Source organism: Candidatus Dactylopiibacterium carminicum (assembly GCF_014736495.1).
GTDB lineage: Bacteria > Pseudomonadota > Gammaproteobacteria > Burkholderiales > Rhodocyclaceae > Uliginosibacterium > Uliginosibacterium carminicum.
Genome location: NZ_MDUX01000052.1, coordinates 1 through 25,873, shown reverse-complemented (window position 1 = coordinate 25,873; position 25,873 = coordinate 1). Strand labels below are relative to the sequence as shown.

24 protein-coding genes and 2 pseudogenes are annotated in these 25,873 nt (G+C 63.3%); 17 read left to right on the top strand and 9 right to left on the bottom strand.

Annotated features, from left to right (window positions below; all coding sequences use genetic code 11):
* The 4 genes from BGI27_RS13870 to BGI27_RS13855 form a co-directional block, all read right to left on the bottom strand.
* Positions 1 to 107, bottom strand: a 107-nt coding sequence (locus tag BGI27_RS13870; protein ID WP_141239830.1) for a transposase, incomplete at its 3' end; no start/stop codon positions are given.
* A 148-nt stretch (positions 108 to 255) separates the two neighbouring features.
* Positions 256 to 2,145 (bottom strand): translocation/assembly module TamB domain-containing protein, encoded by a 1,890-nt coding sequence (locus BGI27_RS13865; protein WP_170943052.1) that lies wholly within the window; start codon positions 2,143 to 2,145, stop codon positions 256 to 258.
* Positions 2,109 to 4,007, bottom strand: coding sequence for a translocation/assembly module TamB domain-containing protein (locus tag BGI27_RS13860; RefSeq protein ID WP_170943051.1), 1,899 nt, complete (start codon positions 4,005 to 4,007; stop codon positions 2,109 to 2,111). The genes BGI27_RS13865 and BGI27_RS13860 overlap by 37 nt, the downstream gene beginning before the upstream one ends.
* Entirely contained in the window at positions 4,007 to 5,743 is a 1,737-nt protein-coding gene (locus BGI27_RS13855; protein WP_095525440.1) for an autotransporter assembly complex protein TamA, read from the bottom strand. The genes BGI27_RS13860 and BGI27_RS13855 overlap by 1 nt, the downstream gene beginning before the upstream one ends.
* Positions 5,744 to 5,897: 154 nt before the next feature.
* Here BGI27_RS13855 and folE point away from each other — a divergent pair, with 154 nt between their 5' ends.
* From folE to BGI27_RS13835, 4 genes are all read left to right on the top strand, one after another.
* Positions 5,898 to 6,611 (top strand): GTP cyclohydrolase I, encoded by a 714-nt coding sequence (gene folE / locus BGI27_RS13850; RefSeq protein WP_095525439.1) that lies wholly within the window; start codon positions 5,898 to 5,900, stop codon positions 6,609 to 6,611.
* A gap of 11 nt (positions 6,612 to 6,622) precedes the next feature.
* The gene (locus BGI27_RS13845) at positions 6,623 to 7,051 is read left to right on the top strand and encodes a BLUF domain-containing protein (RefSeq protein ID WP_095525438.1); all 429 of its coding nucleotides are present in this window, start codon (positions 6,623 to 6,625) and stop codon (positions 7,049 to 7,051) included.
* A gap of 548 nt (positions 7,052 to 7,599) precedes the next feature.
* Positions 7,600 to 9,015 (top strand): MBOAT family O-acyltransferase, encoded by a 1,416-nt coding sequence (locus BGI27_RS13840; RefSeq protein WP_095525437.1) that lies wholly within the window; start codon positions 7,600 to 7,602, stop codon positions 9,013 to 9,015.
* 2 nt (positions 9,016 to 9,017) lie between these two features.
* Positions 9,018 to 10,130 (top strand): SGNH/GDSL hydrolase family protein, encoded by a 1,113-nt coding sequence (locus tag BGI27_RS13835; protein WP_095525436.1) that lies wholly within the window; start codon positions 9,018 to 9,020, stop codon positions 10,128 to 10,130.
* 64 nt (positions 10,131 to 10,194) lie between these two features.
* Here the strand turns inward: BGI27_RS13835 and BGI27_RS13830 are convergent, their stop codons facing one another.
* Both BGI27_RS13830 and smpB read right to left on the bottom strand, forming a co-directional pair.
* A complete protein-coding gene (locus tag BGI27_RS13830) occupies positions 10,195 to 10,782 on the bottom strand; it encodes a trimeric intracellular cation channel family protein (RefSeq protein WP_223871809.1) in 588 nt (195 codons plus the stop codon).
* Positions 10,783 to 10,792: 10 nt separating this feature from the next.
* Positions 10,793 to 11,242 carry an SsrA-binding protein SmpB gene (gene smpB / locus BGI27_RS13825; protein ID WP_095525435.1) on the bottom strand — a complete coding sequence of 150 codons (450 nt, stop codon included), beginning with the start codon at positions 11,240 to 11,242 and terminating at the stop codon, positions 10,793 to 10,795.
* A 93-nt stretch (positions 11,243 to 11,335) separates the two neighbouring features.
* On the opposite strand from smpB, the gene BGI27_RS13820 reads away from it, so the two are divergent.
* On the top strand, positions 11,336 to 11,779 hold the full coding sequence (locus BGI27_RS13820) for a type II toxin-antitoxin system RatA family toxin (RefSeq protein WP_095525434.1): 444 nt from the start codon (positions 11,336 to 11,338) through the stop codon (positions 11,777 to 11,779).
* Entirely contained in the window at positions 11,776 to 12,099 is a 324-nt protein-coding gene (locus tag BGI27_RS13815) for an RnfH family protein (protein WP_095525433.1), read from the top strand. The genes BGI27_RS13820 and BGI27_RS13815 overlap by 4 nt, the downstream gene beginning before the upstream one ends.
* Before the next feature lie 20 nt (positions 12,100 to 12,119).
* On the opposite strand, the gene BGI27_RS13810 is transcribed toward BGI27_RS13815, so the two are convergent.
* Positions 12,120 to 12,599: a DUF4124 domain-containing protein gene (locus BGI27_RS13810; protein ID WP_170943050.1), complete on the bottom strand. Its 480-nt coding sequence runs from the start codon at positions 12,597 to 12,599 to the stop codon at positions 12,120 to 12,122.
* Between the two features lie 170 nt (positions 12,600 to 12,769).
* Here BGI27_RS13810 and guaB point away from each other — a divergent pair, with 170 nt between their 5' ends.
* The 7 genes from guaB (at position 12,770) to BGI27_RS13775 (ending at position 20,884) form a co-directional block, all read left to right on the top strand.
* Positions 12,770 to 14,230, top strand: a complete 1,461-nt coding sequence (gene guaB, locus BGI27_RS13805; protein ID WP_095525431.1) for an IMP dehydrogenase — start codon at positions 12,770 to 12,772, stop codon at positions 14,228 to 14,230.
* Positions 14,231 to 14,291: 61 nt separating this feature from the next.
* On the top strand, positions 14,292 to 15,578 hold the full coding sequence (locus BGI27_RS13800) for an MFS transporter (RefSeq protein ID WP_141239772.1): 1,287 nt from the start codon (positions 14,292 to 14,294) through the stop codon (positions 15,576 to 15,578).
* A gap of 6 nt (positions 15,579 to 15,584) precedes the next feature.
* Positions 15,585 to 17,138, top strand: coding sequence for a glutamine-hydrolyzing GMP synthase (gene guaA / locus BGI27_RS13795; RefSeq protein ID WP_095525430.1), 1,554 nt, complete (start codon positions 15,585 to 15,587; stop codon positions 17,136 to 17,138).
* Between the two features lie 302 nt (positions 17,139 to 17,440).
* Positions 17,441 to 18,790 (top strand): tyrosine-type recombinase/integrase, encoded by a 1,350-nt coding sequence (locus BGI27_RS13790; protein ID WP_478210106.1) that lies wholly within the window; start codon positions 17,441 to 17,443, stop codon positions 18,788 to 18,790.
* The gene (locus BGI27_RS13785; protein ID WP_478210105.1) at positions 18,714 to 19,679 is read left to right on the top strand and encodes a type IV toxin-antitoxin system AbiEi family antitoxin domain-containing protein; all 966 of its coding nucleotides are present in this window, start codon (positions 18,714 to 18,716) and stop codon (positions 19,677 to 19,679) included. Before BGI27_RS13790 ends, BGI27_RS13785 begins: the two co-directional genes overlap by 77 nt.
* Positions 19,663 to 20,607 carry a nucleotidyl transferase AbiEii/AbiGii toxin family protein gene (locus tag BGI27_RS13780; RefSeq protein ID WP_095525428.1) on the top strand — a complete coding sequence of 315 codons (945 nt, stop codon included), beginning with the start codon at positions 19,663 to 19,665 and terminating at the stop codon, positions 20,605 to 20,607. Before BGI27_RS13785 ends, BGI27_RS13780 begins: the two co-directional genes overlap by 17 nt.
* A gap of 34 nt (positions 20,608 to 20,641) precedes the next feature.
* The gene (locus tag BGI27_RS13775; RefSeq protein WP_095525427.1) at positions 20,642 to 20,884 is read left to right on the top strand and encodes a transcriptional regulator; all 243 of its coding nucleotides are present in this window, start codon (positions 20,642 to 20,644) and stop codon (positions 20,882 to 20,884) included.
* Between the two features lie 25 nt (positions 20,885 to 20,909).
* On the opposite strand, the gene BGI27_RS18985 is transcribed toward BGI27_RS13775, so the two are convergent.
* A complete protein-coding gene (locus BGI27_RS18985; protein ID WP_095525426.1) occupies positions 20,910 to 21,272 on the bottom strand; it encodes a helix-turn-helix transcriptional regulator in 363 nt (120 codons plus the stop codon).
* Between the two features lie 412 nt (positions 21,273 to 21,684).
* On the opposite strand from BGI27_RS18985, the gene radC reads away from it, so the two are divergent.
* Complete coding sequence (gene radC, locus BGI27_RS13765) at positions 21,685 to 22,194, top strand: RadC family protein (protein ID WP_095525425.1); 510 nt, start codon at positions 21,685 to 21,687, stop codon at positions 22,192 to 22,194.
* Between the two features lie 68 nt (positions 22,195 to 22,262).
* Here radC and BGI27_RS13760 read toward each other — a convergent pair whose 3' ends face one another.
* Positions 22,263 to 22,565, bottom strand: coding sequence for a hypothetical protein (locus tag BGI27_RS13760; RefSeq protein ID WP_095525424.1), 303 nt, complete (start codon positions 22,563 to 22,565; stop codon positions 22,263 to 22,265).
* Between the two features lie 609 nt (positions 22,566 to 23,174).
* On the opposite strand from BGI27_RS13760, the pseudogene BGI27_RS13755 reads away from it, so the two are divergent.
* The 3 genes and pseudogenes from BGI27_RS13755 to BGI27_RS13745 all read left to right on the top strand — a co-directional run.
* Positions 23,175 to 24,002 (top strand): annotated as a pseudogene (locus BGI27_RS13755) (DUF932 domain-containing protein).
* Positions 24,003 to 24,081: 79 nt separating this feature from the next.
* A complete protein-coding gene (locus BGI27_RS13750; protein ID WP_478210104.1) occupies positions 24,082 to 25,284 on the top strand; it encodes a ParB/RepB/Spo0J family partition protein in 1,203 nt (400 codons plus the stop codon).
* Positions 25,277 to 25,873 (top strand): annotated as a pseudogene (locus BGI27_RS13745) (IS3 family transposase); the annotation flags it as partial. The gene BGI27_RS13750 and the pseudogene BGI27_RS13745, both read left to right, overlap by 8 nt.

The window sequence follows — 25,873 nt, the reverse complement described above, 5'->3', positions numbered from 1 at the left end:
ATGCTCACATCCAGTCGCCCGGCAACGTCCGCAACGCTATGTCCGCGATCGGTCACTTGCTTGACCGCTTCAATCTTGAACTCTTCCGTGTATCGCTTGCTACTCATAGACACCTCCACTTGGTTGCCAGCTTAAGGCTTCGAAGTGTCTAGTGAACCGGGGGCGATTCATCGAGCCTGCCAAAACTGAATGACTACTCGGAGTCGATGGCGTTCTTCTGCGGCGGGAAAGCCCCGGCGCCCCTTTTCCCCGATCTCAGTCGTAATCGATGGTGTAGATCGCGTCGAAGCTGCTGCGTTGGCCCGCCTGGGCTTCGAGGCGGATGCGGCGAGTGAGCTGGTAGATGAGTTTCACGGCCTGGTTGAGACCATCCATGCTCTGTTCGTAGCTCAAGGTGGCACGTGCGGAAATGCGTTTGCCGACGCTGCCAACCGCCGTACTGAGATCTTCGCCATCACCGGCGCGTAGCGAGATGCTGTCGATGCCCAGGGTTTCGGCGATGCTGGCCTGCAGGTTTACGGATTCCCCTTGTGCCAGCAGACCGCTGGCAGCGAGCTGCATCAGGGCGAATTCCTGTTGGCCCGTGCCGTCCAGACCGTGCCCCAGGACCAGCCAAGCGAGTTTTTCGCTGTCTTGCATGTCGGGGTCGGAATAAAGCGAGACGAGCGGGCGCTGAACATTGCCGCCGACGGTGACGCCCACCGTGATCTCGCTGAAGGTGCGCACGGCAAGGATATCCAGCGAGGGATTGTCGATGGGGCCATTGAACCGCAGGATGCCGCGCTTGATGTCCAGCGTGGTGGCATAGGCGGAAAAGCGGCCTTGTTCAACCTGGATGGAGCCTTCGCCGCGCAGCCCGCGCGGGTCGGAAAACACGCGCAATGCACCGCCCAGGCGGGCATCCAGCCCGGCGCCCTTGAAGTAGGTGCGTTCTCCGAGTTCGATACGCAGATCCAGCCGGAAGGCCTGCGACTTGCTCACCAGCCTGCCTGCGGGGGCGTCATTGCGGATGACGATCACGTCATCCGAAAGGCTTGGCCGAGAGGCCTCTGGTATTTCCAGGCGGGCACGGTCCACCTTCAGGGTGCCGGTAAGTGCCAGGCCCGTGCCGTCGAATTGCAGACGCGTGTTGCCGGAAAGTTGCACCTGGCGATCCGCGCGGCGGGTGGCTTCGAATTGTTCGAAGACCAGCTCAAGGTCACTCCGGTAGTCCTGCAGCGCCATGCCGCCGCTGAGCAGGATACGGCCCTGCTGCCCTTGTAGTTTTCCCTGTTCGACTTGCAGGCGGTTTTCGTCCAGGCGCAGGCGCAGTTCGCCGCCGGTGATGGCAACGCCTTCCTGCGGGTAGCGGATACGGATGTTGCCCAGGCTGGCCGTACCCTCGATACGCGGTGTGGCCAGGCTGCCTTCGCCCGTGAGTTTTGCCTGTAAGGCGGCATCCAGGCTGATGCCTGGTGGCAACAGGGCGCGGGTGAAGAGCAGGTCTGGCAGGTTGGCGTCCAGTTGCCAGCGCAGTGGTGTGCGAGCATCCAGTTGGCGCAGGCCGCGCTCGATCAGTGCTGTGGCATCGGCGTCGACATGTGCGCCCCGACTGGTGGCCATGCGTACTCGGGTGCGCGCCTCTGTCCGGGTCGAATCAAGCTGGACGGCCAGGGTTTCCAGACCAAGTGCCTGTGCAGGGCTGCGCAGGCGCAGGTCTCCGCTGCGTCGCTGGATCTGCAGATGGCCGAGCAGGCTGTCGCGCTGGGTGTCGTAATCCAGATTCCAGTCGCCATCGAGGCGGAGGTCGGTCGTGAAAGGAAGATCCAGCTTCAGCGGCGCGAGCAGGTCGGCCAGTGCGAGCTCACGCAACGCGCCATTGCTGCGCACGCCTTCTGCGCGATGGAACAGTTCCACGATATCCAGCTCACCGCCGGCACCTTGCAAACGGAATCCCGCCAGGCGCTGTTCGTCAGCGTCGGCGCGCAAGCTGGCGGGGGCCAGCAGGCGCAGCGGGTGCGGTCCGGAGAGTTCGAGTTGCCGGATCTCGCCTTGCCAGCGTGGCCTGTCGTCCAGCCCGCCAGCCAGTTTCAGTTCAAGACGTTGCGTGGCCTCTACGGCTTGCAGCGTCAGGTCATGGGCATCGCGGCGGCCACTGAGCTGCATTTCCAGCGATTCCAGCGTCCGTCCTTGCAAGCTGGGCGCGCGGGCATGCAGCGATCCGGAGAAGCGGCCTTTTGCATGGGTGTCGAGCGAAAGCGCGAGATCCAGCTCGGGCAACTGAACCTGGCCGGGCAGGGCGAGAGTGCACGGGCAGTCACTTCGGCTTCCAGTGTGCCGCGCCCGATCAGGCCGCGATTGTGTCCCTGGCTGCGCAGTTGGCCGGCCATCGATGGGTGTAGCCGCGCCAGCGCGGGAGCATCGAGCTGCCATTGCAGTTCGTCGTTGTCACGGCCATAGGCGCCGGCAAGCCTCACGGTATTGCCGGCCAGGCGAAGGTTGGCCTGCAGTGCGTGCAGGCGGCCTGCGTCGTAACGCAGTCGCGCATCTCCTGCAACCGGCCGGCCTTCCAGATGACCAGGCGGCAATTGCAGCTCGGCCTGCAGGCGCGGCTCGGGTGCGAGGCTGCCATTGGCCTGCAGCCGGGCATTCAGGCTGGCTTGCGGAAACTTGCCGAACTGCGCGGGGTTGAAGCCATCGAGCGAGAGCGTGGCTGCAAACTGCTTGCTGTCATCCAGCCGCAGGTTGCCGTGACCGCTGAGGCGCCCCGGCGTGCCGCTGCCTTCCAGACTGTGCAGGGTGATCAGGTCGCCCTCCTGGCTGAGCTTCAGGTTGGCCCGGCCACGGGCTTCGTTCAGATCCAGCGTCAGGGTACGACGCTGCGGGTCCGCTTCCAGTGCTAGACGGGTGACGATCCGGGTGGGATTGAGTGCCTTGTGCAGTCCGGCAAGGTTCAGGCGTGGCCCCTGCAGTTCGAGTTTCAGGCGCTGGTCCAGCCATTGCAGCGTACCTTCGAAGTTGCCGGCTTGTCCCAGATCGAACCGGAGCGTTTCGATGCTGGCAGACGCCGGTGTGGCCCGCAATTCGGCGAAAAGGGATTGCAGCGGCAGGCGTCGCTGGTCGATGCGCCCGGCCTGACGATTGGTCAGCCGGACGCTGGCACGGACGGCATCCGTGGCTTCCTGCCTGAGTTCAGCATCCAGATCGAGGCTGGCAGCTGGGGCCTCGGGTGCAAAGGCGCGGGGGTCGATCTGCCGGGCCTGCAACTTGAGTGCCCGCAGCGGCAATTCGGCGAGGGGCGCAAGCTGGCCATCTGCCAGCAGGCGGGCCTCCCCTGCGCGGGCACGCAGTTGCAGGACCAGCTGTTCCAGCGGACCGTGCAGTTGCAGCTCGGCTTCTGCCGCAGGAGCTGTCTCGCGTTGTGCGCTCAGACTGGCATCCAGTTGGAAGGGAGCGTCCGGGGCGAGCGCGAGATTGGTTTGCAGATCGGCCCATTCGGTGCGGGTGTCCAGGTCGAGGCGATAAGGGCTTTGTGTGGCGTCCAGGCTGGCGCGGAGTTCCTGCAGCAGTGGAGGCTGATTCTCGGCGATCTGCAGTGCGCCCAGCGTGAGACGGTCGACCTTGACCGTGATCGGCAGGCGCAGGCTGGCGGGCAGGGTGAGGCTTGAACCCGGTTCCTTTTCCGTCGCGCCGATACTTTCGACCAATACGCGTTGTGCTCCGAGGTGGTTGATCTGCAGATGCTTGCCCAGCAGTGCGGTGGGCTGCCAGCTCAACGCCAGTTCCTCGATCCGGACGTGCTGGTTGGCGGTGCGGATGCTCAGGCGACCGATGCGCAGGGAGTTCCGGAGACTGCCGCTCACGTCGCGGATTTCCACCCGGTCGCCCGCGAACTGATCCACATGCCAGAGCAGCCAGCGGAAGCCGGGTTCGCTGCCGAGCAGCCAGGCGAAAAGCAGCACGGAGCCCGTCATCATGATGAGCAGGGCGAGCGCAAGCTGACGGAAGCGGCGGCTCAGACGGCGCATCAGAAGGTGACCCCCAGCGTGAAATGCAGGCGCAGCTTGCGGGTGGCTTCGCCCCAGGCGAGATCCAGGTTGATCGGGCCGACCGGCGAGGCGTAGCGCATGCCGAAGCCATATCCGAAGACCGGTGCGAATTGTGCGGGTTGGTCGGTGGCGTCACCGGCGTCGACGAATACCGCGCCGCCCCAGGTACTGGTGAAGAATCGGTGGTATTCGATGCTGGCGGTGCCCAGGTAGCGAACCGATTGCACCGCGCCCGAGGTGTCGCGGCCGATGCTCTGGTAGGCGTAACCGCGGATCGATGTGTCGCCGCCGGCGCGGAACAGGAAATCGGTGGGAATGCCGTCGCGGCGTTCGGAAAAGACGCCACCGGCCTCGCCGCGCAGCACCAGCCGGGCGTTGTTGCCGAGGGGGAAATTCTGCGTGTGCCGCGCATAGAGCCGCAGGAAGCTGGTGTCGGTGAGCAGGCATTCGTTGGCGCCGCCACCCTGCAGCGTCAGGATGTAGCCACGGCGCGGATAGACTGCGCGGCCGACGTGGCGGCGCGTCCAGATGTAGTTGGCGGTGAGCGCCTGGTTGCGGGCACTGAATTCGTCACCCACGTATTGCGATTCTTCCTGGTATTGCAGCGCGATGGTGGTTTCGATGTCTCCCCGGGTCTGCTTGGTGCGCCCGCCGACGATGTTGTTGCGGGTTTCCTGGCCTTCGATGTCCTCACGTTTGTGTTGCAGGCTGAGACTGTGCTCGCGTCCGCGCGGGGTTTTCGGCCAGGCCAGCGTGGCGCTGCCTTGCTGCGCAGCGCGATCCATCTGCCCTTCCAGCGTGAGGCGCAGGCCACGATCGCGCAGGTTGCGCAGCATCCATTCGCTGCTGACGCGCGGGCCGGTATCGGTGCTGATGCCGGCACCGAAGCTGAAGCGTTTTTCCTTTTGCTCCACAACCTCGATTTCCACGGGAGTGGCAGTGGCTTGTGCGGGATCCGGCTCCATGCGCACCTGTGCTTGGGTGAAATAGCCGCTGTCGACCAGTGCGCGCTGCAGGTCGAACATCGCCTGCTGGCTGTAGGTGTCACCCGGGCGAATGCTGCTGAGGTTGCGCACGATGCTCTCGGGATAGCGTTGCAGGCCACTGATCTGCAGTTCGCCGAAGGAAAAGGCCGGCCCGCTGTCGACACGCAGCAGCAAGCTCGCTTCATTGCGATCGGCGTCGATGCGTGCCTCGCTGGCTTCCAGGCTGGCCGCCGGGTAGCGGAAGGCGTGCAGCGGGCGCAGCACGGCCTGTTTGGCCGCACTCCAGTCGGCCTGGCGGAAGGGCATGCCTTCGCGCAGCGGCAGGTCGCGCAGCAGGAAGCCGCGCATGCGCGCCTGGCGTTCCCCTTCATTGGCTGCGCCGGTGAGGTCCAGCACGAGTTCGCGAACGATGGTACGGGGCCCCGGGCTGACGCTCAGCCTGGCACGCAGCTCGGCATCCTGCTGCCCGGTGAGATCACTGCTGATCGTAGGTGAGAAATAGCCTTCGGTGGCGAGCAGCTCGCGCGCACTGCTTTCGCTGAGCAGCAGCAATCGCTGCAGTTCGTCGGGCGCCAGTGGCTCGTCCTGCTGCTGCTGGGCACGTGCTACCTCCAGGTGCTGTTGCAGCATGGGGCGCAGGTCTGCAGGCGCTTCCAGTTCGAAGGTGAAGGCGAGGGCTGTCAGCGGCTGGAGCAGCAGAATGAAGTACAGGGCGCGCAAGGCAGTCATGAAGCTTGAAGTCCGATGGGGATGGTAACCGGGATGGCGCGGTGTCGGCTGTTCAGGCCACGTACGTCGGGGCATGGGAGCATTACCTGGTGTCTGTATCGGTGGATCGGTCGATGCGCTAAGCTCTTGGCCCTGCTTCCGTCAGGAGTCGTCCATGCCGGACAAACAATTCCCGACCTATGTTCCCGTAGCCGAATCCGTGTCGGCCCGCATTCGTGCGCGTATCCAGAAGGCCCAGCAGCGTTTTCACGCCAACGACAACATCGCCTCCTTTATCGAGGAGGGAGAGTTCGACGAATTGCTCGATGAAGTAGCGGAGAAGATGAAGGGCGTGCTGGAGAGTCTGGTGATCGATACCGAGAGCGATCACAACACTCAAGGCACGGCGCGGCGCGTGGCCAAGATGTACCTCAACGAGGTCTTCCGCGGCCGCTATGTGCCGCCGCCGCCGGTCACCGAGTTTCCCAATGCGGAAAGCCTCAACGAACTCATGATCGTCGGGCCGATCGCCGTGCGCAGCGCCTGTTCGCACCACTTCTGCCCGATCATCGGCCAGCTGTGGATCGGCATCATGCCCAACGAGCACTCGAACCTGATCGGGCTTTCCAAGTACGCACGTCTGGCCGACTGGATCATGAGCCGGCCGCAGATTCAGGAGGAGGCCATCGCCCAGGTCGCCAAGCTGCTGATGGACAAGGTCAGCCCCGATGGTCTGGCCGTGGTGATGGAGGCCGACCATTTCTGCATGCATTGGCGCGGAGTGAAGGACAACCAGAGCAAGATGATCAACAGCGTGATGCGTGGCTCCTTCCTGAAGGATGCTTCGCTGCGCCGTGAATTTCTGTCGCTGATCAAACTGAATCCCTGAGGAGCTTCGCCATGCTTGTCCGCCTGCTGTATGCCAGCCGCGCCGCCCAGCCGCTCACCGGCGATATCATCGATTCGATCCTTGCGCAATCCCGCGCCCACAATCCGGCACATGGGGTGACCGGCATCCTTTGCTACAGCGGAGATGTCTTCATGCAGGTGCTGGAAGGCGGGCGCGATGCTGTCTGCGAGCTCTACAACACCATCGTGCGAGATCCGCGTCATCAGCAGGTACGCCTGCTTGCCTACGAGGAAATCTCGGAGCGCCGCTTCGCCAGCTGGACCATGGGCCAGGTGAATCTCGCGCGCGTGAATGCTTCGCTGCTGCTCAAATATGCCGAGAAACCAGTGATCGATCCTTTCTCCTGCAGCGGTGCTGCCTCGATGGCGCTGCTCGATGAGCTGATCGCCACAGCATCGGTGCTGGGCAAGGCGCAGTAAGCGGCACCGATTCCAGGCTTGGCGTCATTTCGGCGCGCGCCTTCAAACCTCGGTTTTGCCGCGATGTCTGTCTTTACCCTCTTTCTTTGAGGGAGAGGGTGGTCCGCAGGGCCGGGAGAGGGAGAGCCCCCCCGATTCTGTCGCCCTCTGGGGTGCGCGGGCCGTATCTCGTCACCCTCATCCGGCCTGTCGGCCACCTTCTCCCCTCGAGGGAGAAGGAACGGCGGCGGCTGGGCGGGAGTGCAAGTAGCGCGTCCCGCTCAGGTCCCGATCTCGTCGCGACACCTGCCTTTACCCTCGCCCCTGCGGGGGAGAGGGTGGCCCGTAGGGCCGGGAGAGGGAGAGAACCCCCTGATTCTGTCGCCCTCTGGGTTGCGCTGGCCATATCTCGTCACCCTCATCCGGCCTGTCGGCCACTTTCTCCCCTTCAGGGAGAAGGAACGGCGGCAGCTTGGTGGGGCTCGTCCCGTTCAGTCGGCTGTGTGCTGCGGGGCATGGCTCGATTTTGTTAAGATTCGCAGCCATTTGTGCTTGTCGCGGCTCTCCGGATGCTTTTCCCTACCGTCGAATACGCATTGTTCTTCTTGCTGTCGCTATGCGCCGGATGGGGACTGCTGCGCTTTCACCGCGCTCACAAGCTCGCCCTTCTGGGGCTCAGCTATGTCTTCTACGGATTCTGGGATTGGGCCTTCGTGCCGCTGCTGTTCGGCATTTCGCTGTGGGCCTGGATCGCCACGCGTGGCATCCAACAGGGCAGCCGCCCGCGTCTGTGGCTGGCGTTGGGGGTGGCCGGCTGCCTCGGTGTGCTGGCCTATTACAAGTACACCGGTTTCCTGCTGCAGAATCTGGTGACCCTGGCGGGAGATTTCGGCATCACGCTGCGTCTGGAATACGACTCGCCGATGCTGCCGCTGGGCATATCCTTCATGAGCTTCCATGCCATCTCGCTGATGATGGATGCGTTGCGCGGCAAACTGCACGGGAAGGTGGCGCTGCCCGATGCCTTGCTCTATGTCGCCTTCTTTCCGCAACTGATCGCCGGCCCCATCCTGCGCGCCTCGCAATTCCTGCCACAGTTGCAACAGGCGCCTGACCCCACACGCATCGAAACCGGCCGCGCGTTGCAACTGATCTTCGTCGGTCTTTTCAAGAAGGTCGTCATCGCCAATACACTGGCCGGACTGATCGTCGATGACGTGTTCGCGAACCCCGGTGCATTGAGTGCCAGCCAGGTGTTGCTAGGCATTTATGGCTATGCGGTGCAGATCTATTGTGACTTCTCGGGCTACACCGACATTGCCATCGGCTGCGCGCTGCTGCTGGGCTATCGCTTTCCGCTGAACTTCAACGCACCGTACACGGCCGCTTCGCCGCAGGAGTTCTGGCACCGCTGGCACATCTCGCTGTCGAGCTGGCTGCGTGACTACCTCTACATCCCGCTGGGCGGCTCGCGCAAGGGCTCCTGGCGCACGCGCATCAACCTGATGGTGACGATGCTGCTGGGCGGTCTGTGGCATGGCGCCGCATGGAATTTCGTGCTCTGGGGCGGCTGGCATGGTCTGCTGCTGGTGCTGCACAGGCAGTGGGAAGGTTTCTGGCGTGGTCGTACCGATGGCGGCTGGCGGGCTTCGCGCTGGTGGCCCTGGGTGGCGCGCCTGCTGCTGTTCCACGCGGTGTGTCTGGGCTGGGTGCTGTTCCGTGCCGACTCCATGGATTCCGTGCAGGCGGTGCTGACACAGCTCTTCGTGGGTGACTGGGGCTGGGATCTGCCGCTGGGGGCCGTGCTCTGCGTGCTGTTGGGCATTGGGTTGCAGTATCTGCCCGAGCGTTGGCATCTGCGCTGGCAACTCGCGGCCATGCGCCTCCAGCCTCTGGCACATGGCGCGGCATTCGCTGCCTTGCTGGTGCTGATCGAAGTCCTCGGACCGAGTGATCCCGCCCCCTTCATCTACTTCCAGTTCTGACGATGCTGCGCCGTTTCGATTCTCTCTTCCGACTCTTCCTCACGCTATTGGGGGCTGTGCTGCTGGCGCTCGTCGTCGAAGCCGAGGGCCTGCGTACCTGGGCGGATCGTCTTGCCGTCGGCCCCTTGCGTAGCGTCAGCTTGCCGGTGGCCGAAGCCTGGGCGGATGCCGTCCGGCCACTCGGGTTCTCGCGGCCACGCGCAGTGTTGCTCGCGGGCAAGGATGCATTGACACCGCTCTTCGCGCCGGCGCTTGAACAGGCCGAAGCGGTGGTGCTCACCGGGCCAGCTGTTGTGATAGCCCCGAAACCTGTGCAGGACATGCCTGAGCCAGCGTCCGTTCCCGAGCCCGTCCCAGTAGGATCGTGGCCGCTTGCCGCACCGGAATTGCCTCGCGCGCCATCCAGGAGTATCGCCGTGACGCCGACAGGCGAGGGCGTAGCAATCGCGCTGGCGGGCGATTCGATGATGGCGGTCGGCCTCGCGCCGGCGCTGACGCGCGGCTTGGGGAGCGACAAACGCCTGCATCTGGTGCGCGCATTCCGGTCTGGCACCGGGCTTGCTCGTCCCGAAGTGTTCGACTGGCTGGAGCGCTATCCGCTGATGGTTGCCGAACGCCCTCCGCGTCTGGTGATCTGCGCGATGGGGGCGAACGACGCGCAGAACGTGCAGGTGGGGCGTGATGTGTTGAGGTTCGGTAGCGAGGCATGGGATGCCTTCTATCTCGAGCGACTGGACCGCTTCCTGGCGCTGATCACCGCCAATGACACGCGCGTGCTCTGGGTTGGCATGCCAGTGATGCGCGAGAAGGGCTTCTCGCGTCGCATGGCACACATGAACGCGCTGGTGCAGCAAGCTTTACAGGCACACCCCTCTGTACAGTGGCTGGACCCCAATCCGGCGCTGGGCTACGTCGACAACGCGTTCGCGCAATATCGCGCCAATGCGCGGGGCAAGCTGGTGAAGCTGCGGGCGGACGACGGCATCCACATGACAGATGAAGGCGCCGGTTTCCTCGTCGAGCCGATCCGAGACTGGATCGAGACCGCTCAATTGCAGACGCCGACGCTCGGTTCGCAGCATGTGCTGCCGCTGACGGCTGCCTTATCTCGCTGATCAGTTCTTGCCTTCGGGCGGGGATGGCCGCCGGAGCGCCTTGCTGCGCTTAGATGCAGCGTCCTTACTCGCGTGGCTTCCAGTGTGGTGCCCGCCACTGCAGGAACATCCCGGCCGCGCGTAGCCCCAGCGCGATGACAAAACCACTGCAGGCGGCCACTGGCTGGCTGAACTCCAGTGCCTTGAGGATCACGACGGTCAACGAGCCGCCCGTGGCTGCCACGGCATACAGCTCACCAGGCAGGAAGATCAGCGGGATGTCGTTGCACAGAATGTCTCGCAGCACGCCACCCAGCACACCGGTAATCACGCCCATCAGCGCGGCGACCAGCCAGGGAGCACCGGAGTGCAGCGCGATCAGCGTGCCCGAGACGGAGAACAATGCCAGGCCGATGGCGTCCGGGATCAGAAAAAGTCTGGGTGGCAAGCGCACGTTGCGTACCAGCAAATAGACCATCACGGCGGCGAGCAGGGCGACCAGCAGATAGGTCTGATCTGCGATCCAGAAAACCTTGCGGCCCAGCAGCAGGTCGCGCAGGGTGCCCCCGCCCGCAGCACAGACCAGGCCAATGGCACTGGCGCCGACGATATCCATGCCCTTGCGACCGGCTTCGAGTACACCCGTGATCCAGTAGAGCAGCAGGGTGTTCACGGCAAGCGCCTCAGCGAGCTTTCTCGCGCATCAGGCGCTGCTTTTCACGATCCCAGTCGCGTTGCTTCTCGCTCTCGCGCTTGTCGTACTGCTTCTTGCCCTTGGCCAGGCCGATTTCCATCTTCACGCGGCCCTTGCTGTAGTGCAGATCCAGCGGCACCAGCGTGAAGCCGGCACGTTCGACCTTGCCGATGAATTTGTCGATCTGGCCTGCATGCAGCAGCAGCTTGCGTGTGCGGACGGGGTCCGGCTTGATGTGTGTGGACGCGGCCAGCAGCGGACTGATGTGCATGCCGATCACGAACAGTTCGGCACCGCGCACCAGGATATAGGCCTCCTTGATCTGGGCGCGACCGGCCCGGATGGCCTTGACTTCCCAGCCCTCCAGCACGATGCCTGCCTCCAGGCGCTCTTCGATGAAGTAGTCGTGAAACGCCTTGCGATTGTCGATGATGCTCATGTGTATGTTCTGCCGCACGCCGCCTGGCGGCGCGTATCCGCTAGAATCCACCATTCTATCAGTGCCGCCCCGCGCGGCTTCACCCGCTCTCGTATGGCCCAGATCCAGAAGTCAGTTCTCGTCGAGCATAGTGCCGACGACATGTATCGTCTCGTCAACGGCGTGGAAGACTATCCAGCCTTCCTGCCCTGGTGTGCGGGCGCGGATGTCTCCGGGCGCAGCGACACCGGTCTGCTGGCGACCCTGCACATCAATTACCACGGTATCAAGGCACATTTCTCCACGGTCAACGAGAACGAGCCGGGCCGCAGCATTCGCATGCGCTTGCGCGAGGGGCCTTTCCGCCAGCTGGATGGCGAATGGCGTTTCACGCCGCTGGGGGAAGCCGCCTGCAAGGTGGAGTTTGCGCTGCATTACGAATTTTCCGGCCATCTGCTGGAGAAGGTGTTGGGGCCGGTCTTCAATCACATAGCCAATTCCTTCGTCGAGGCTTTCGTCAAGCGGGCGGAGCAACTGGTGCGGGAGAAGCGCTCATGAGTGAGAGGAAGATCGAAGTACAGGTGTGCTATGCCTTGCCGCATCGTCAGGAGCTGGTGAAGCTGCATCTGGATGAGCCGGCGAGCGTCGAGGCGGCCGTGCAGGCGAGCGGCTTGCTGGAAAAGTATCCGGAGCTCTCGCTTGGCGAGAGCAAGTTCGGCGTATATGGCAAGCTCGTGCGGCTGGACAGCAGCCTGCGCGAAGGCGATCGCGTGGAGATCTATCGTCCGTTGATCGCCGATCCCAAGGAAGTGCGCCGCAAACGTGCCGAGGAAGGCAAAGTCACCAGGAAGGGCGGCGGAGAGGCTGAGACTGCCTGACCTCGCCAGGGATTGCCGCGTCAGCGGCAATCCCTGGCGAGTTGTGTGCGCAGACGCTCGGCCTCGGCCTTGAGTTGAGCGTCGGACATGATTTCCGTCTCGCCGCCCGCGGTAGGCATCCCCACGCGGCCGCCACGCTCCATCAGGGTCAGATTGCGGCGCAGGCTGTCGCAATATTGCGCCTTCTCGGCCTTGGCGGCAGCTTCTTCCTTGGCCTTTGCGGCGTCTTCTGCCTGCTTGGCGCGGCGTTCCCGGAATTCCTTGTCCTGCTCCTGCCAGCCCCTGGGGCCGGATGCACTGGCGCTCGGTTCGGAAGCTGCGGGTTCCGATTGCGGCTGTGGCGGGCTGGTCTTGCCGCGAGTCGTACGCGCTTCCACGCCGGTCGGCGGTTGATCAGAAAAATGGGTTCGGCCGTTGGCATCCTTCCAGGTGTAGATCTGTGCGTTCACGCCCAGCGAGAACGTGGCGAGCAGCAGGAAGGACAAGGCTCTCGATTTCATTGGAAGACTCCCGAGTCTGGCGGGCTGATTCACTAAGATGTTCCGCCCTTGTATAATGCTCATTTGCCGGTTTGCAAGTCTCCGGCTCGGTACTCAGTGACCAAGCCGCCCCTGCGGGGGCCAAGTCAATCTTGGGAGAGCCCGGCGATTGACTTGAGAGGATTATAAACATGCGTTTGATCCAGAAGGCTTTGACCTTCGACGACGTCCTGCTGGTCCCCGCCCACTCCAACGTCCTGCCCCGCGATGTCAGTCTTGCCACTCGCCTGACCCGCAACATCCAACTCAACATCCCGCTGGTATCCGCAGCCATGGATACCGTGACCGAAGCCCGCCTGGCCATCGCGCTGGCCCAGGAAGGCGGCATCGGCATCATCCACAAGAACCTTACGCCGCGTCTGCAGGCGCAGGAAGTTGCGAAGGTCAAACGGTTCGAATCCGGGGTTCTGCGTGATCCGATCACGATCCCGCCGACGCTGAGTGTGCGCGAAGTGCTTGCACTGACGCGTCAGCACCACATTTCCGGCCTGCCGGTGGTGGATGGCAAGCTGGTCGTCGGTATCGTCACCAACCGGGATCTGCGCTTCGAAACCAATCTCGATCAGCCTGTCTCCGCGATCATGACACCGAGCGATCGTCTGGTGACCGTGCAGGAAGGCGCTACGCTGGAAGAGGCCCGTGTGCTGATGCACCGGCATCGCCTGGAGCGTGTGCTGGTGCTCAAGAGCAATGGCGAGCTGTATGGCCTGATCACCGTGAAGGACATGCAGAAGGCCACCGATCACCCGATGGCAGCCAAGGATGCCCAGGGCCGTCTGCGCGTGGGCGCAGCGGTGGGGGTTGGTGAAGGGACCGAAGAGCGCTGCGAGCTGCTCGCGGAGGCAGGTGTCGATGTGATCGTGGTGGATACCGCCCATGGCCACTCGGCAGGCGTGATCAGCCGCGTCAATTGGGTCAAGAAGACTTTCCCGCATCTGGATGTGATCGGCGGCAACATTGCCACCGGTGATGCGGCACGTGCGCTGGTGGATGCTGGCGCAGATGCGGTCAAGGTCGGCATCGGCCCGGGCTCGATCTGCACCACACGTATCGTGGCCGGTGTGGGTGTGCCCCAGATCACTGCCATCGACAACGTTGCCAAGGTACTTGCGGCCGAAAACATTCCCTTCATCGCCGACGGCGGCATCCGCTATTCCGGCGATATCTCCAAGGCGATTGCTGCCGGAGCCAATTGCGTGATGCTGGGCGGCCTGTTTGCCGGTACCGAAGAAGCTCCGGGCGAAACGGTGCTATTCCAGGGCCGCAGCTACAAGTCCTATCGTGGCATGGGCTCGTTGGGCGCGATGCAGCAGGGCTCTGCGGATCGTTACTTCCAGGAAGACGGCGCAGCCGAGAAGCTGGTGCCCGAAGGCATTGAAGGCCGAGTTGCCTACAAGGGGCCGGTTGGCGCGGTGATCCACCAACTGATGGGAGGCTTGCGTTCTTCCATGGGTTATGTGGGCTGCAACAGCATCGACGAAATGCGCTCCAAGGCCGAGTTCGTCGAAATCACATCGGCAGGTATCCGTGAATCTCACGTTCATGACGTGCAGATCACCAAGGAAGCGCCCAACTACCATCAGGTCGACTGAGTCGTGCGGGCTGCCTGTGTGGCGGCCCGGTTTCTTTTTTCACAACCCAGGCAGACCTTTGATGACCCTCCGCACCACGGCCCCCGAAATCCCGAAGCAGGGCCGCAGTGCGGGCATGGCCTTCATCATGATCGCGGTGCTGATCGACATGGTATCGATCGGCCTGATCGTGCCTGTACTGCCCGCACTGGTCGGCAGTTTCGCGCCAGACCCCACGGAGCAGGCGTGGTGGTATGGCGCCGTGGCTTTTGCGTTCGGGTTTGCCAATTTCCTCGGAGCGCCCGTACTCGGCGCACTTTCCGACCGCTTCGGGCGCCGCCCGATCTTGTTGCTGGGTTTCTGTGGCCTGGCGCTGAATTTCTTCGCCACTGCGATGGCGACTTCACTGGCAGTCCTGATCGGCGTGCGCTTGATCGGTGGCGCGATGCAGGCCAATGCTGCTGTCGCCAATGCCTATGTGGCGGACATCACGCCGCCCGAGCAGCGGGCGCGCCGTTTCGGCATGCTGGGGGCAATGTTCGGTATGGGGTTCATCCTCGGGCCGGTGATGGGGGGCATCCTCGGAGCCATCAATCTGCATCTGCCGTTCTACGTCGCCGGCTCTTTGGCCCTGCTGAATCTGGCCTATGGTTATTTTGTGCTGCCAGAGTCCCTGTCGTTCGCACAGCGCAAGCCGATGGCGTGGCGCTCGGCCAATCTGGTATCGGCCTTGCGTAATCTGACACGGCTTACGGGGGTCGGGCTACTGGTGGCTGTGATGGCGCTTGCTTCACTGGCGCAGTTCATGATGCATACCGTCTGGGTTCTTGCCAACTCGCTGCGTTTTGGCTGGGGGCCGGGCGAAAACGGCTGGTCGCTGTTTGCCGTCGGGGTCATGGCGGTACTGGTACAAGGTTTCCTGTTGCGTCGCTTCCTTAACTGGTTCGGCACTCGCCGTTTTGCCGTGATCGGCCTGTCATCCGGCGCGATGGCCTATCTGTTGTGGGGGCTGGCAACCGAGGGCTGGATGATGTATGCCGTGATCGCCTGCAACGTCTTTGCCTTTGGAGCCACGGCCGCTGTGCAGAGTCTGATTTCCAATTCCGCTGACGAACACAGCCAGGGGCAGACCATGGGCGCGGTATCCTCGCTCAACAGTCTGATGGCAGTGGCTGCGCCGGTGCTGGCCACTCCCTTGCTGGCCATGGTTTCACATCTGACGCTGCCGGACTGGCGCGTGGGAGCCCCTTACTATTTCTGCGCACTGTTGCAGGCTTGTGCGGCGCTGTTCGCGCTGCGCTACCTGCGCACGCACAAACCGGAGCCGGCCAGCGCGGCGGCTGCCACCTTCGATTCCGCTACGCACTGAACCATCATGCACAAGATCCTCATCCTCGATTTCGGCTCCCAGGTTGCCCAGCTCATTGCCCGTCGCGTGCGCGAAGCGCATGTGTATTGCGAGCTGCACTCCTTCGATGTCTCCATCGACTTCATCCGCGAATTCAACCCCACCGGGATCATCCTCTCGGGGGGCCCCAACTCCGTGTATGAGTCCGACTATCAGGCGGATTCGCGCCTGTTCGAGCTGGGCGTGCCGGTACTGGGCATCTGCTATGGCATGCAGTGGATGGCCCAGGCGTTGGGGGGCAAGGTGGAAGCAGGCAAGGTTCGCGAGTTCGGGTATGCCGAGATCGTGGCAACCGGCGGCGCCATCTTTGACGGTCTGGAAGATCGTGCCGATGCCGGCGGTCAGAAATTCCTCGAAGTGTGGATGAGCCATGGCGACAAGGTTACGGCAATGCCGGCCGGTTTCAGCGTGATTGCCAGCAACGAGGCTTGCCCGATCGCGGCAATGGCCGATGAATCGCGCGGCTTCTACGCCGTGCAGTTCCATCCGGAAGTGACGCACACGCTGCAAGGGCGCGAAATGCTCAATCGCTTCGTGCTCAAGGTCTGCAAGGCTCAACCCTCCTGGACCATGCCGAACTACATAGATCAGGCCGTGGCGAAGATCCGCGAGCAGGTCGGCAATGACGAAGTGATTCTGGGGCTTTCGGGCGGCGTCGACTCATCTGTTGCTGCAGCACTGATCCACCGTGCCATCGGTGATCAGCTCACCTGCGTGTTCGTCGATAACGGCTTGCTGCGCCTGAACGAAGGCGAGCAGGTCATGCAGATCTTCAACAAGCACCTGGGCGTGAAGGTGATCCATGCCAATGCCGTGGATCAGTTCATGGGCCACTTGGCGGGAGTCACCGATCCGGAAGCCAAGCGCAAGATCATTGGCCGCGAATTCGTCGAAGTCTTCCAGGCCGAAGCGCAGAAGCTGCCCAAGGCGAGATGGCTGGCACAGGGCACCATCTATCCGGACGTGATCGAATCGGCTGGTGCCAAGACCAAGAAAGCACACACCATCAAGAGTCACCACAACGTCGGTGGTCTGCCGGAAACCCTGAACCTCAAGCTGCTGGAGCCCCTGCGCGAGCTCTTCAAGGACGAAGTTCGCGAACTGGGCGTAGCACTGGGCTTGCCGCACGAGATGGTTTATCGCCATCCTTTCCCGGGTCCGGGTCTGGGCGTGCGCGTATTGGGCGAAGTGAAGAAGGAATACTGTGATCTGCTGCGCCGCGCTGACGCCATCTTCATTGATGAGCTGCGTGCCGCCGACTGGTACGACAAGACCAGCCAGGCGTTTGCGGTATTTCTGCCGGTGAAGAGCGTGGGTGTGATGGGTGACGGCCGCACCTACGAATATGTGCTTGCGCTGCGCGCGGTATGCACCAGCGACTTCATGACGGCCAAATGGGCTGAGCTGCCCTACGAGCTGCTGGGTAAGGTTTCCAACCGCATCATCAACGAAGTGCGTGGCATCAACCGCGTCGTCTACGACGTTTCCGGCAAGCCGCCAGCAACGATCGAGTGGGAATGACGGAGCGTCCTTCGGGGGCTATCGCCAGGTATCGGTAGAGGTAACTTAACTTGTTGATTCTAAAAGTATAAGTTGCGTTTTCTATCGGTGGCTATCGCCGGCCAGCAGAACGGGTCGGCGACAGAACTGACGGTAAGCCCCCGGAGGTCGGATCCAGACCTTCCTGTTTACTATTGAGACCGAACCGGTCTTTGACGGTAAAAAACTCCTGAGGAAAGCTTATTTCATGCGGCTTTCCGAGCATCAACGGGTCTCCAGGTCCCTGACGGTAAAAGCCGTCACGAACAGGAGGAACACCCTTAATGCTCACCGACACTGCACTGCGCAATCTCAAGCCTAAGTCCAAGATTTATAAGGTTTTTGATCGCGATGGCATGTACGTTGCGGTATCGACCGCCGGTACCATCACCTTCCGCTACGACTACCGTCTCAATGGGCGCCGCGAGACGCTCACGCTCGGACGGTATGGGCCGGCCGGCATGTCGCTGGCCATGGCGCGAGAGCGGCTGCTCGATGCCAAGCGCTCCGTCGATCAGGGCCTTTCCCCGGCGCTGGAGAAGCAGCGGGCCAAGCGGCGACTGACAGCCGCCAGGACCTTCGGCGAGATGACGGAACGCTGGCTGGCCGATGCCCGCATGGCCGACAGCACCCGGGCGATGCGCAAGCACATCATCGACCGCGACATCCTGCCGGTCTTCCAGAATCGCAAGCTGAAGGAAGTCACCCCCGACGACCTGCGGGCGTTGTGCAACAAGGTGAAGGCGCGCGGCGCACCGGCCACGGCCATCCACATCCGCGACATCGTTAAGCAGGTCTATGCCTTCGCCATCCTGCACGGCGAACGGCTCGCCAACCCGGCCGACGACGTGAAGGCGGCCTCGATCGCGACCTTCGTTCCCAAGGACCGGGCGCTGTCGCCAGCCGAGATCCGGTTGGCCTTCCACCAACTGGAGACCATTGCCTCCTATCCGACGATCCGGCTGGCATTGCGGCTGATCCTGCTGACGATGGTGCGCAAGAGCGAACTGGTCGAGGCGACCTGGAACGAGGTGGATTTCGAGAACGCCACCTGGACGATTCCGAAGGTGCGGATGAAGGGACGCAAGCCGCACGTGGTCTATCTGTCGCGGCAGGCGATGGACATCTTCGTGGCACTGCACACCTGCGCGGCTGGCTCGCGATTCGTGCTGCCGTCGCGCTATCACCCCGATCGCTGCATGTCGCATGCAACGCTCAACCGGGTGACCCAGCTCATTGGCTCCCGCGCGAAGGAAGCCGGGTTGCCGCTGGAGCTCTCTTCACGGTGCACGACCTGCGGCGCACCGCGTCCACGCTGCTCAACGAGGTGGGCTTCAACGGGGACTGGATCGAGAAGTGCCTGGCGCATGAAGAAGGCAGCCGGACGTCGCGGTCGGTCTACAACAAGGCCGAGTACGCCGGGCCGCGGCGGCACATGCTCCAGGAGTGGGCCGACATGGTGGAGGCATGGATCGATGGGCGCACGCATGTGCCGAAGCTGGTGCCGGAGGACGTGTCGGTCCCGGTGCTCAGCCCGGCTTTGTGAGGGAGGAGCGCATGATGACCTTGGCTGGGAACGCTTTTGGTGGGTCGCCCGGGGTTTGTGTTTATCAGAAAAAGATCACTCTGGATGATCTTTTTCCTGAATTTGCAAACTCATGGCCCTTGGCGGAGGTTTATAAAACTGATATTTTGAGCACTATGGATGCTCAAAATTCAGGAAAATTGAACCGCTTGCTGGCCGAACTAGGCGATACGCGCCTGGTGTCTAGCCGCTGGTTGCGCGCGCATGACTACTCCAACAGCCTAGTCGCGCGCTATGTCGGCAGCGGCTGGCTGGTGTCGCCGGCGCGCGGCGTCTACATGCGCGCGGGCGGGCGGCTCCAATGGGATGGGGTGGTCCGCAGCCTACAGGGTGGGGAGGGCATGCCACTGCATGTCGGTGGGCGATTCGCGCTGGCCTTGCAAGGGCATGAGCACTACTTGCGTTTGGGCGATGCCGGGACGATCACGCTTTACGGATCGGTACTGCCGCCGGGCTGGGTCGGCAAGCTGTCCATGGAGCAGCGCTTCGAGTACCTCGGCAAGGGGCCGTTCGATCTGCCGGCCGTGTCCTTCACTGCGGAAGTCTCCGAGAAGGCGCTGTCCGAGGCGGGCTTGGCCTGGCACTCCGCTGCACCTGGTGTCGATGCCTTGGTCTGCTCGACGCCCGAGCGAGCCATGCTGGAGTTGTGTGATGGCGTATCGGATGCGGCAGGGGTCTACGAGGCCGATGCGCTGATGCAGGCCATGACCACGCTGCGCCCGCAGCGCGTCGGCCTGCTGCTGCGTCACAGCCGCAGCATCAAGGCCAAGCGGCTGTTCCTGGCTTTGGCCGATCGCCATCGGCATGCGTGGCTGGAGCATGTGCCGTTGGATGGCGTCGATCTGGGCCGGGGCAAGCGCGCGTTGGTGCCCGGCGGGCGTCTGCATCCGACCTACCAGATCACTTTGCCAGGAGACCTCGATGAGCACCTGGCTTGATCGATGGGATCGGCGCTATACGGACCGTGTGCGGCTGCTGGTGGAGATCCTGCCGGTGCTGGCCCAGGAGCCGCGCTTCGCGCTCAAGGGCGGCACCGCCATCAACCTGTTCGAGCATGACCTGCCGCGACTGTCGGTGGACATCGACCTGGCCTGGCTGCCGGTGCACGACTATGCCGAGGATGCGAAGCTGATCGCTGAAGCACTCGGACGACTAACCGACGCGATGCGCGCCCGGCCTTTGCAATTGCAGGTCCAAGCTTCAGCGGGCGAAGGCGGGGCGGTCACCCGGTTGGTGGCTAGTCGCGGCCGCGCGCGTGTGCAGATCGAGACGACGCCGGTGATGCGCGGGACGGTCCATCCAGTGCGAACCATGGTCGTGCGGCCACGGGTGGAGGAGGCGTTCGGCTTCGCCGAAGTCCAGGTGCTGGATTTCGCCGACCTGTATGCCGGCAAGCTGGCGGCAGCGCTGTCGCGGCAGCATCCGCGCGATCTGTTCGATGTTGGCCTGCTGCTGGAGGATGAGCGGGCAGATGTAGGTCTCTGGCGGACCTTTCTCGTGTACCTGACATGCAGCCCCAAGCCAGCATGGGAAATGCTGGCGCCGCGCGTACCTGCGGATTTCGAGGCCACCTTCGAGACTCACTTCAAGGGCATGACGGCCGAGCCCATTGAAGCGACGGCCTTGTTGGAGAGCCGCGAGCGTCTGTTGGCGCGCGTGGCGCATTGGCTGGACGAGCCATCGCGCGCCTTTCTGCAATCGGTCGAGGATGAGCAGCCGGACTTCGGGTTGATCGGCTTTGCGCATGCGGCAGATCTGCCCGGTGTGCGGCGCAAGCTGCACAACCTGGCGCAGCGCACGGCGGCCAAACGCGCTGCGGATCGTGGTCAGTTGGCGGACGTGCTGGCACGCATCAAGGCGCGCTGACACAGGGGCAATACAAGCGGATGGAGCGATCGCGATGGTTCACGATTTCACACTGGTCTATGCGCTGAATCCTGAGCTGGATTCGCAGGATGAGGTTCTGCGCCGGTTGACCGGCAGCGACTGTGCCGACGCCACGGTAGGCTGGGGTCGGCCTGGGCACGTCGCGCTGGCCTTCAGCCGGGAAGCGCGGGAGCGAGATGTGGCGGTCGCGCTTGCTGAGGCTCAGATGGCACAGGTGTTTCCCGGGGCAGAACTGGTCAGGGTGGATGCCGGGTAGTCGCCGTAGACGCCAAATGGCGGTCTCATCGAACAGGGCGGTGCCGACGCAGCCTCACGTCCGGGCCGGGCGATGTATCGGCCTCTGCGGACCGCGAGGCTTGCTTGCGTCCTTCAATCCAGGCTTCGACCTCTTCCAGATCCCAGACCACGCAGCGCGGCGTCAGTCGGAAGCGCCGGGGAAACTCGCCGCGCTGTTCCATTTCGTAGATGGTGGTTTCCGCCAAGGGCACGATCTGATGCAGCTCGCGTCGGCGGATCGTGCGGCGAAAGGGGAGCGGTGATCCCTTCGGGAACTGCGGAAGCTCGGCGTAACACTCGGTGCCAGGGTGGGGCAGGGAAGTAGTGTCTTGTTCAGAGGTTCTGATCGGTTCCGAGTCGGCAGCCATCGTCCAGATTCCATGTGTTCGCAGTGAACGTCATGGTGGCTATCGCTAGCGATCACGACAACTTGCTGCAGCAAGGCCAAGTGTAGGAAACAAGCATCCCGGCGTTCCGCCGTCGGGCTCGCGGGCTGCGCCCCGCGCCTCTGCGATTCACGGCCATCCGGCTCTGATCCCTGATGCCTTCGGCCTGGATCGCTGATCGGGGCCTGCGCGCTGCGCTTGCCTTCCACTTCTTCGTTGGAGATGGAGGGGCGGGCTTGCTGTTCCCTTCACCGTATCACGGCGTTCTCGCCGTCAATGACTGCGCGTGCTCGCACGCTTGCGGCCTGTTGGCCGTCTGTGATCCCTGACTGCTTGCGCTGCGCCGTGAGGCGCCGGTTCCAGGCAATTCCGCCCGAGCAACCGGAGCACGATCATGTCGCAACTGTCTTTTTCCTCTTTCGATTCGCTGCTGCATGTGCGCGATACCCGAGGCCGTTACCTGTTGGCCTCGGTCGAGCAGATTCTTGAAGCGGCACGCGAGGCCATCGATCAGAAGATGCAGCGCGGGGCCGAGTTCAGTTCTCCAGCCGTCGTGAAGGATTACCTGCGTGCCAAGCTGGCTGGCTTCGAGCATGAGGTGTTCGCCGTGTTGTTCCTCGACACCCAGCATCGCTTGATCGAGTACACCGAGATGTTCCGCGGCACCATCGACAGCGCTTCCGTGCATCCGCGCGAGGTCGTCAAGGAGGCGCTACGAGCCAATGCGGCGGCAGTGATCCTGGCGCACAACCATCCCAGTGGGCATCCAGAGCCCAGCACTGCGGACAGGGCGTTGACGCGGCAGCTTAAGGCAGCGTTGGAGCTTGTGGACGTGCGCACACTTGACCACATCATCGTCGCTGGCGGTGCTACTACGTCATTTGCAGAGCGCGGTCTGCTCTGACTTCGGGGGCTTCGGCCCCCCTTTTTGCTGCGCCAGGTAGCCCAGGCACTGCACTGCGGGCCGCTGCGCTACCAACTGAAGTGCCGCTGCTTCAACACGGCATTGCAGCGTGCCGCAAGGTGAGCGTGGAACCAAATGGTGACGCCCATCATGCCGAGCAACACGAAGGCCGCGGCTCCGAACCAGCTCAGGCCATGTCGGTTCGTCACCGAGACCAGCTCCGGCAGGACGTCGCCTACTGCCATGCCCCAATACCCAGCGATTAGAAACGATGCTGCCCCGAGAGGTGCCACTACCCAATCGCTCAATTCATCCAGCCGCCATCTGCGGCGAGCGCGAAAGGCTGCCACTACATTCTTGAAAATCTGCATAGTCCGTTCTCCTTCTCATCAGACGTGTGGATCGTCATGCCTGCTGACGATACCTTTTCGCAAGTTGTTCCAGGCCAACCTCGATCCCGGCGGTCGTGCCGTCCCTGCTGGACGTCCCCGGCCAACAAACATGGCCGGTCGCGCTGTCGTGCTGCGCATCGAGCCGCCTGCGGCGTCTCGCCCCTGACGGGCTTTCATCGTTCCCTCGCTCCGCTCGGCTGACGTCTCCAGCCCGGCTTCCAGCTTCGGGCCTGCGCGCTTTGCTTGCGTGCGGTCGGCACACAGGGATGGCCGTTGCCTTGTCCAGCCGTATCCCCTGACTTCATCACCTTACCCGCGACCGTAGCCCGCGCCCGTGTGCCGTCAAGGCGCGCAGGGCCGTGTCCTCGGCTGCGCCTGCGGGCCGCACCAACCCTGCGCTTGTTTCCTTGACGGCCCCCGTCCGCGCGCTCCTGACCGTCGCGGGCGATGAACTCAGGAAAGACGGTGGCAACAGGGCCAACCGGGTTCCTCGTGCCGACCGCACCAAACAGCCGAAAAGCTGGGCTCCGAATCTAGGAATCCGGTGTGCGGTTTGAACAGCAAACCCTTTTCGTCAGGAGAAATGCCATGCAACTCGCATCCAGATTCGCTTCCCGTTCTCCCTCGCTGCGCAGCGATTACCCGCTGTCCGACGATCAAATCCGCAGGGTCGCGCTGTCCATCTTCGCGGACGCGCCGCACGAAAGCCGTTCCGAGCGGTACGCCTATATCCCGACCGCCGCCGTGCTGGCGGAGCTTCGCAAAGAAGGGTTCCAGCCCTTCATGGCGTGCCAGGCCCGCGTGCGCGACGAAGGCAAGCGCGAACACACCAAACACATGCTGCGCCTGCGCCATGCAAGCTAGATCAACGGCGCGGAAGCCAATGAAATCGTGCTGCTCAATTCCCACGACGGCACGAGTTCTTACCAAATGCTCGCGGGCATGTTCCGGTTCGTGTGCAGCAACGGTCTTGTCTGCGGCGACACCGTGGCAGACGTGCGCGTGCCCCACAAAGGCGACGTGGCCGGACTGGTCATCGAAGGCGCTTACGAAGTCTTGAGCGGCTTCGACCGCGTGCAGGAATCCCGCGATTCCATGCGCGCCATCACCTTGAACGATGGCGAATCCGAAGTATTTGCCCGCGCCGCGCTGGCCCTCAAGTACGACGACCCTGACAAGCCCGCGCCCATCACGGAATCGCAAATCCTGATGCCGCGCCGCCACGACGACCGCCGCCCGGACTTGTGGAGCGTGTTCAACCGCACGCAAGAGAACCTGACCCAAGGCGGCCTGCGCGGGCGCAGCGCCAACGGACGCCGCCAGCAAACCCGCCCGGTGCAGGGCATCGACCAGAACATCCGCCTCAACCGTGCGCTTTGGCTGCTGGCCGATGGCATGCGCCAGTTGAAAGCCTGAATCCCCACGCGGCAGGGGCAGGCAGCAGCCCTTGCCGCTTCTCTCGCAGCTGCATCCCTAACCGCAAGGAGTTGTCACCATGAACGCCGTTACCCAAATCGAAACCCGTGCCATCGAAACCGCCGCGCCGCTGGAAGTGGCCGACCCGACCAAGAACCTGATTTTGGTTCCGCTCTCGCAGTTGCTGCCGCGCCGCTCCAAGCGCAACGCACGCAAGACCCCGCGCCTGTCCATTCCCGAACTGGCCGCGAGCATCGCCCGCATCGGTCTGCTGCAAAACCTCGTCGTCATCCTGTCTGCCGATGGCGAGCAATACGAAGTGGTGGCGGGCGACCGCCGACTGACCGCGTTGAAGCTGCTGGCGAAGAAGAAGCGCATTGCCGCCGACTTCGGCGTGTCCCCGCTGGTGGTGCAGCGCCGCTTGAAGCTGGCCAACGTCTCGCCGCGCCTGCTGGCCGACTACCGGGCGGCAGCCGTCACGCTGGAACAGTTGATGGCCCTGACCATCACCGACGACCACGCCGCGCAGGAAGCCGCGTTCTACGGTGCGCCCGAATGGCAGCGTGGCGCGTCCGCGTTGCGCGAACGCCTGACCGAGCGCGAAATCGACGCCACGCATCCGCTGGTGCGCTTCGCCGGACTGGACGCCTACACGGCGGCGGGCGGTGGCATCCGCCGCGACCTGTTCGCGGAAGGCGATGCCGGAACCTACCTGACCGACGCCGCGCTGCTGGAAACGCTGGTACGCGACAAGCTGGATGCGCTGGCCGGGGACGTGCGCGCCGAGGGTTGGGCGTGGGTCGAAGCCGTGCCGCACATGAGCTATGCAGAGAGGCAGGCGTTCCAGAACGCACCGCGCCAGCGCCGCGAACCGAGCGCCCGCGAAGCCCGCCGCATCGCATCGCTGCAAACCCGCCTCGACAAGATCGACGCCGAACTGGAAGAAGCCTACGACGCCGAGGACGAGGACAAGACCGAAGCGCTGGAACCGCGCCGCGAACAGGTCGCCGGGGAACTGCAAGCCGTGGAGGAAGCCTTGCAGGGCTACGCCCCGGACGTGCGCGCCGTGGCCGGTGCCATCGTCACCCTCGACCGCAGCGGCGAAGCCGTGATTCATCGCGGGCTGCTGCGCGAAGCCGAAGCCAAGGCGATGCGCACGCTGGAACGCTTGCGGCAGGGTTTCGTCAGCAGTGTTGACGCCGACCGAAAACTGAATCGCCCCCGGTTCACTAGACACTTCGAAGCCTTAAGCTGGCAACCAAGTGGAGGTGTCTATGAGTAGCAAGCGATACACGGAAGAGTTCAAGATTGAAGCGGTCAAGCAAGTGACCGATCGCGGACATAGCGTTGCGGACGTTGCCGGGCGACTGGATGTGAGCATCCACAGTCTGTACGCATGGATCAAGCGCTACAGCCTGACGCCGCAGGAGCGTCAAACGCAGGATAGCCAAGAGGACGAGTTACGTCGGCTACGAGCCGAGCTCAAGCGGGTAACCGAGGAGCGCGACATCCTAAAAAAGGCCACAGCGTACTTTGCCAAGCAGTCCGGGTAAGGTACGCCTTCATCGAAGCGCATCAGAACGTCTGGCCAATCCGACGCATGTGCAAGGTCATGCGGGTCCATCCGAGTGGGTACTACGCCTGGCAAGCCCAGCCGCTGTCTGCACCTGCCCTGGAAGATCAGCGCATTGAAGGCCTGATCAAGCAGTGCTGGCTGGAAAGTGGTGCCGTGTATGGTTACCGTAAGATCACGCATGACCTGCGCGATCTGGGCGAATCCTGCGGCAAGCATCGTGTTGCTCGGCTGATGCGCCAGATCGGCCTCAAGTCCCTGACGGGCTATGGGCGTCGGCCGGGCCGCTACGGGGGGG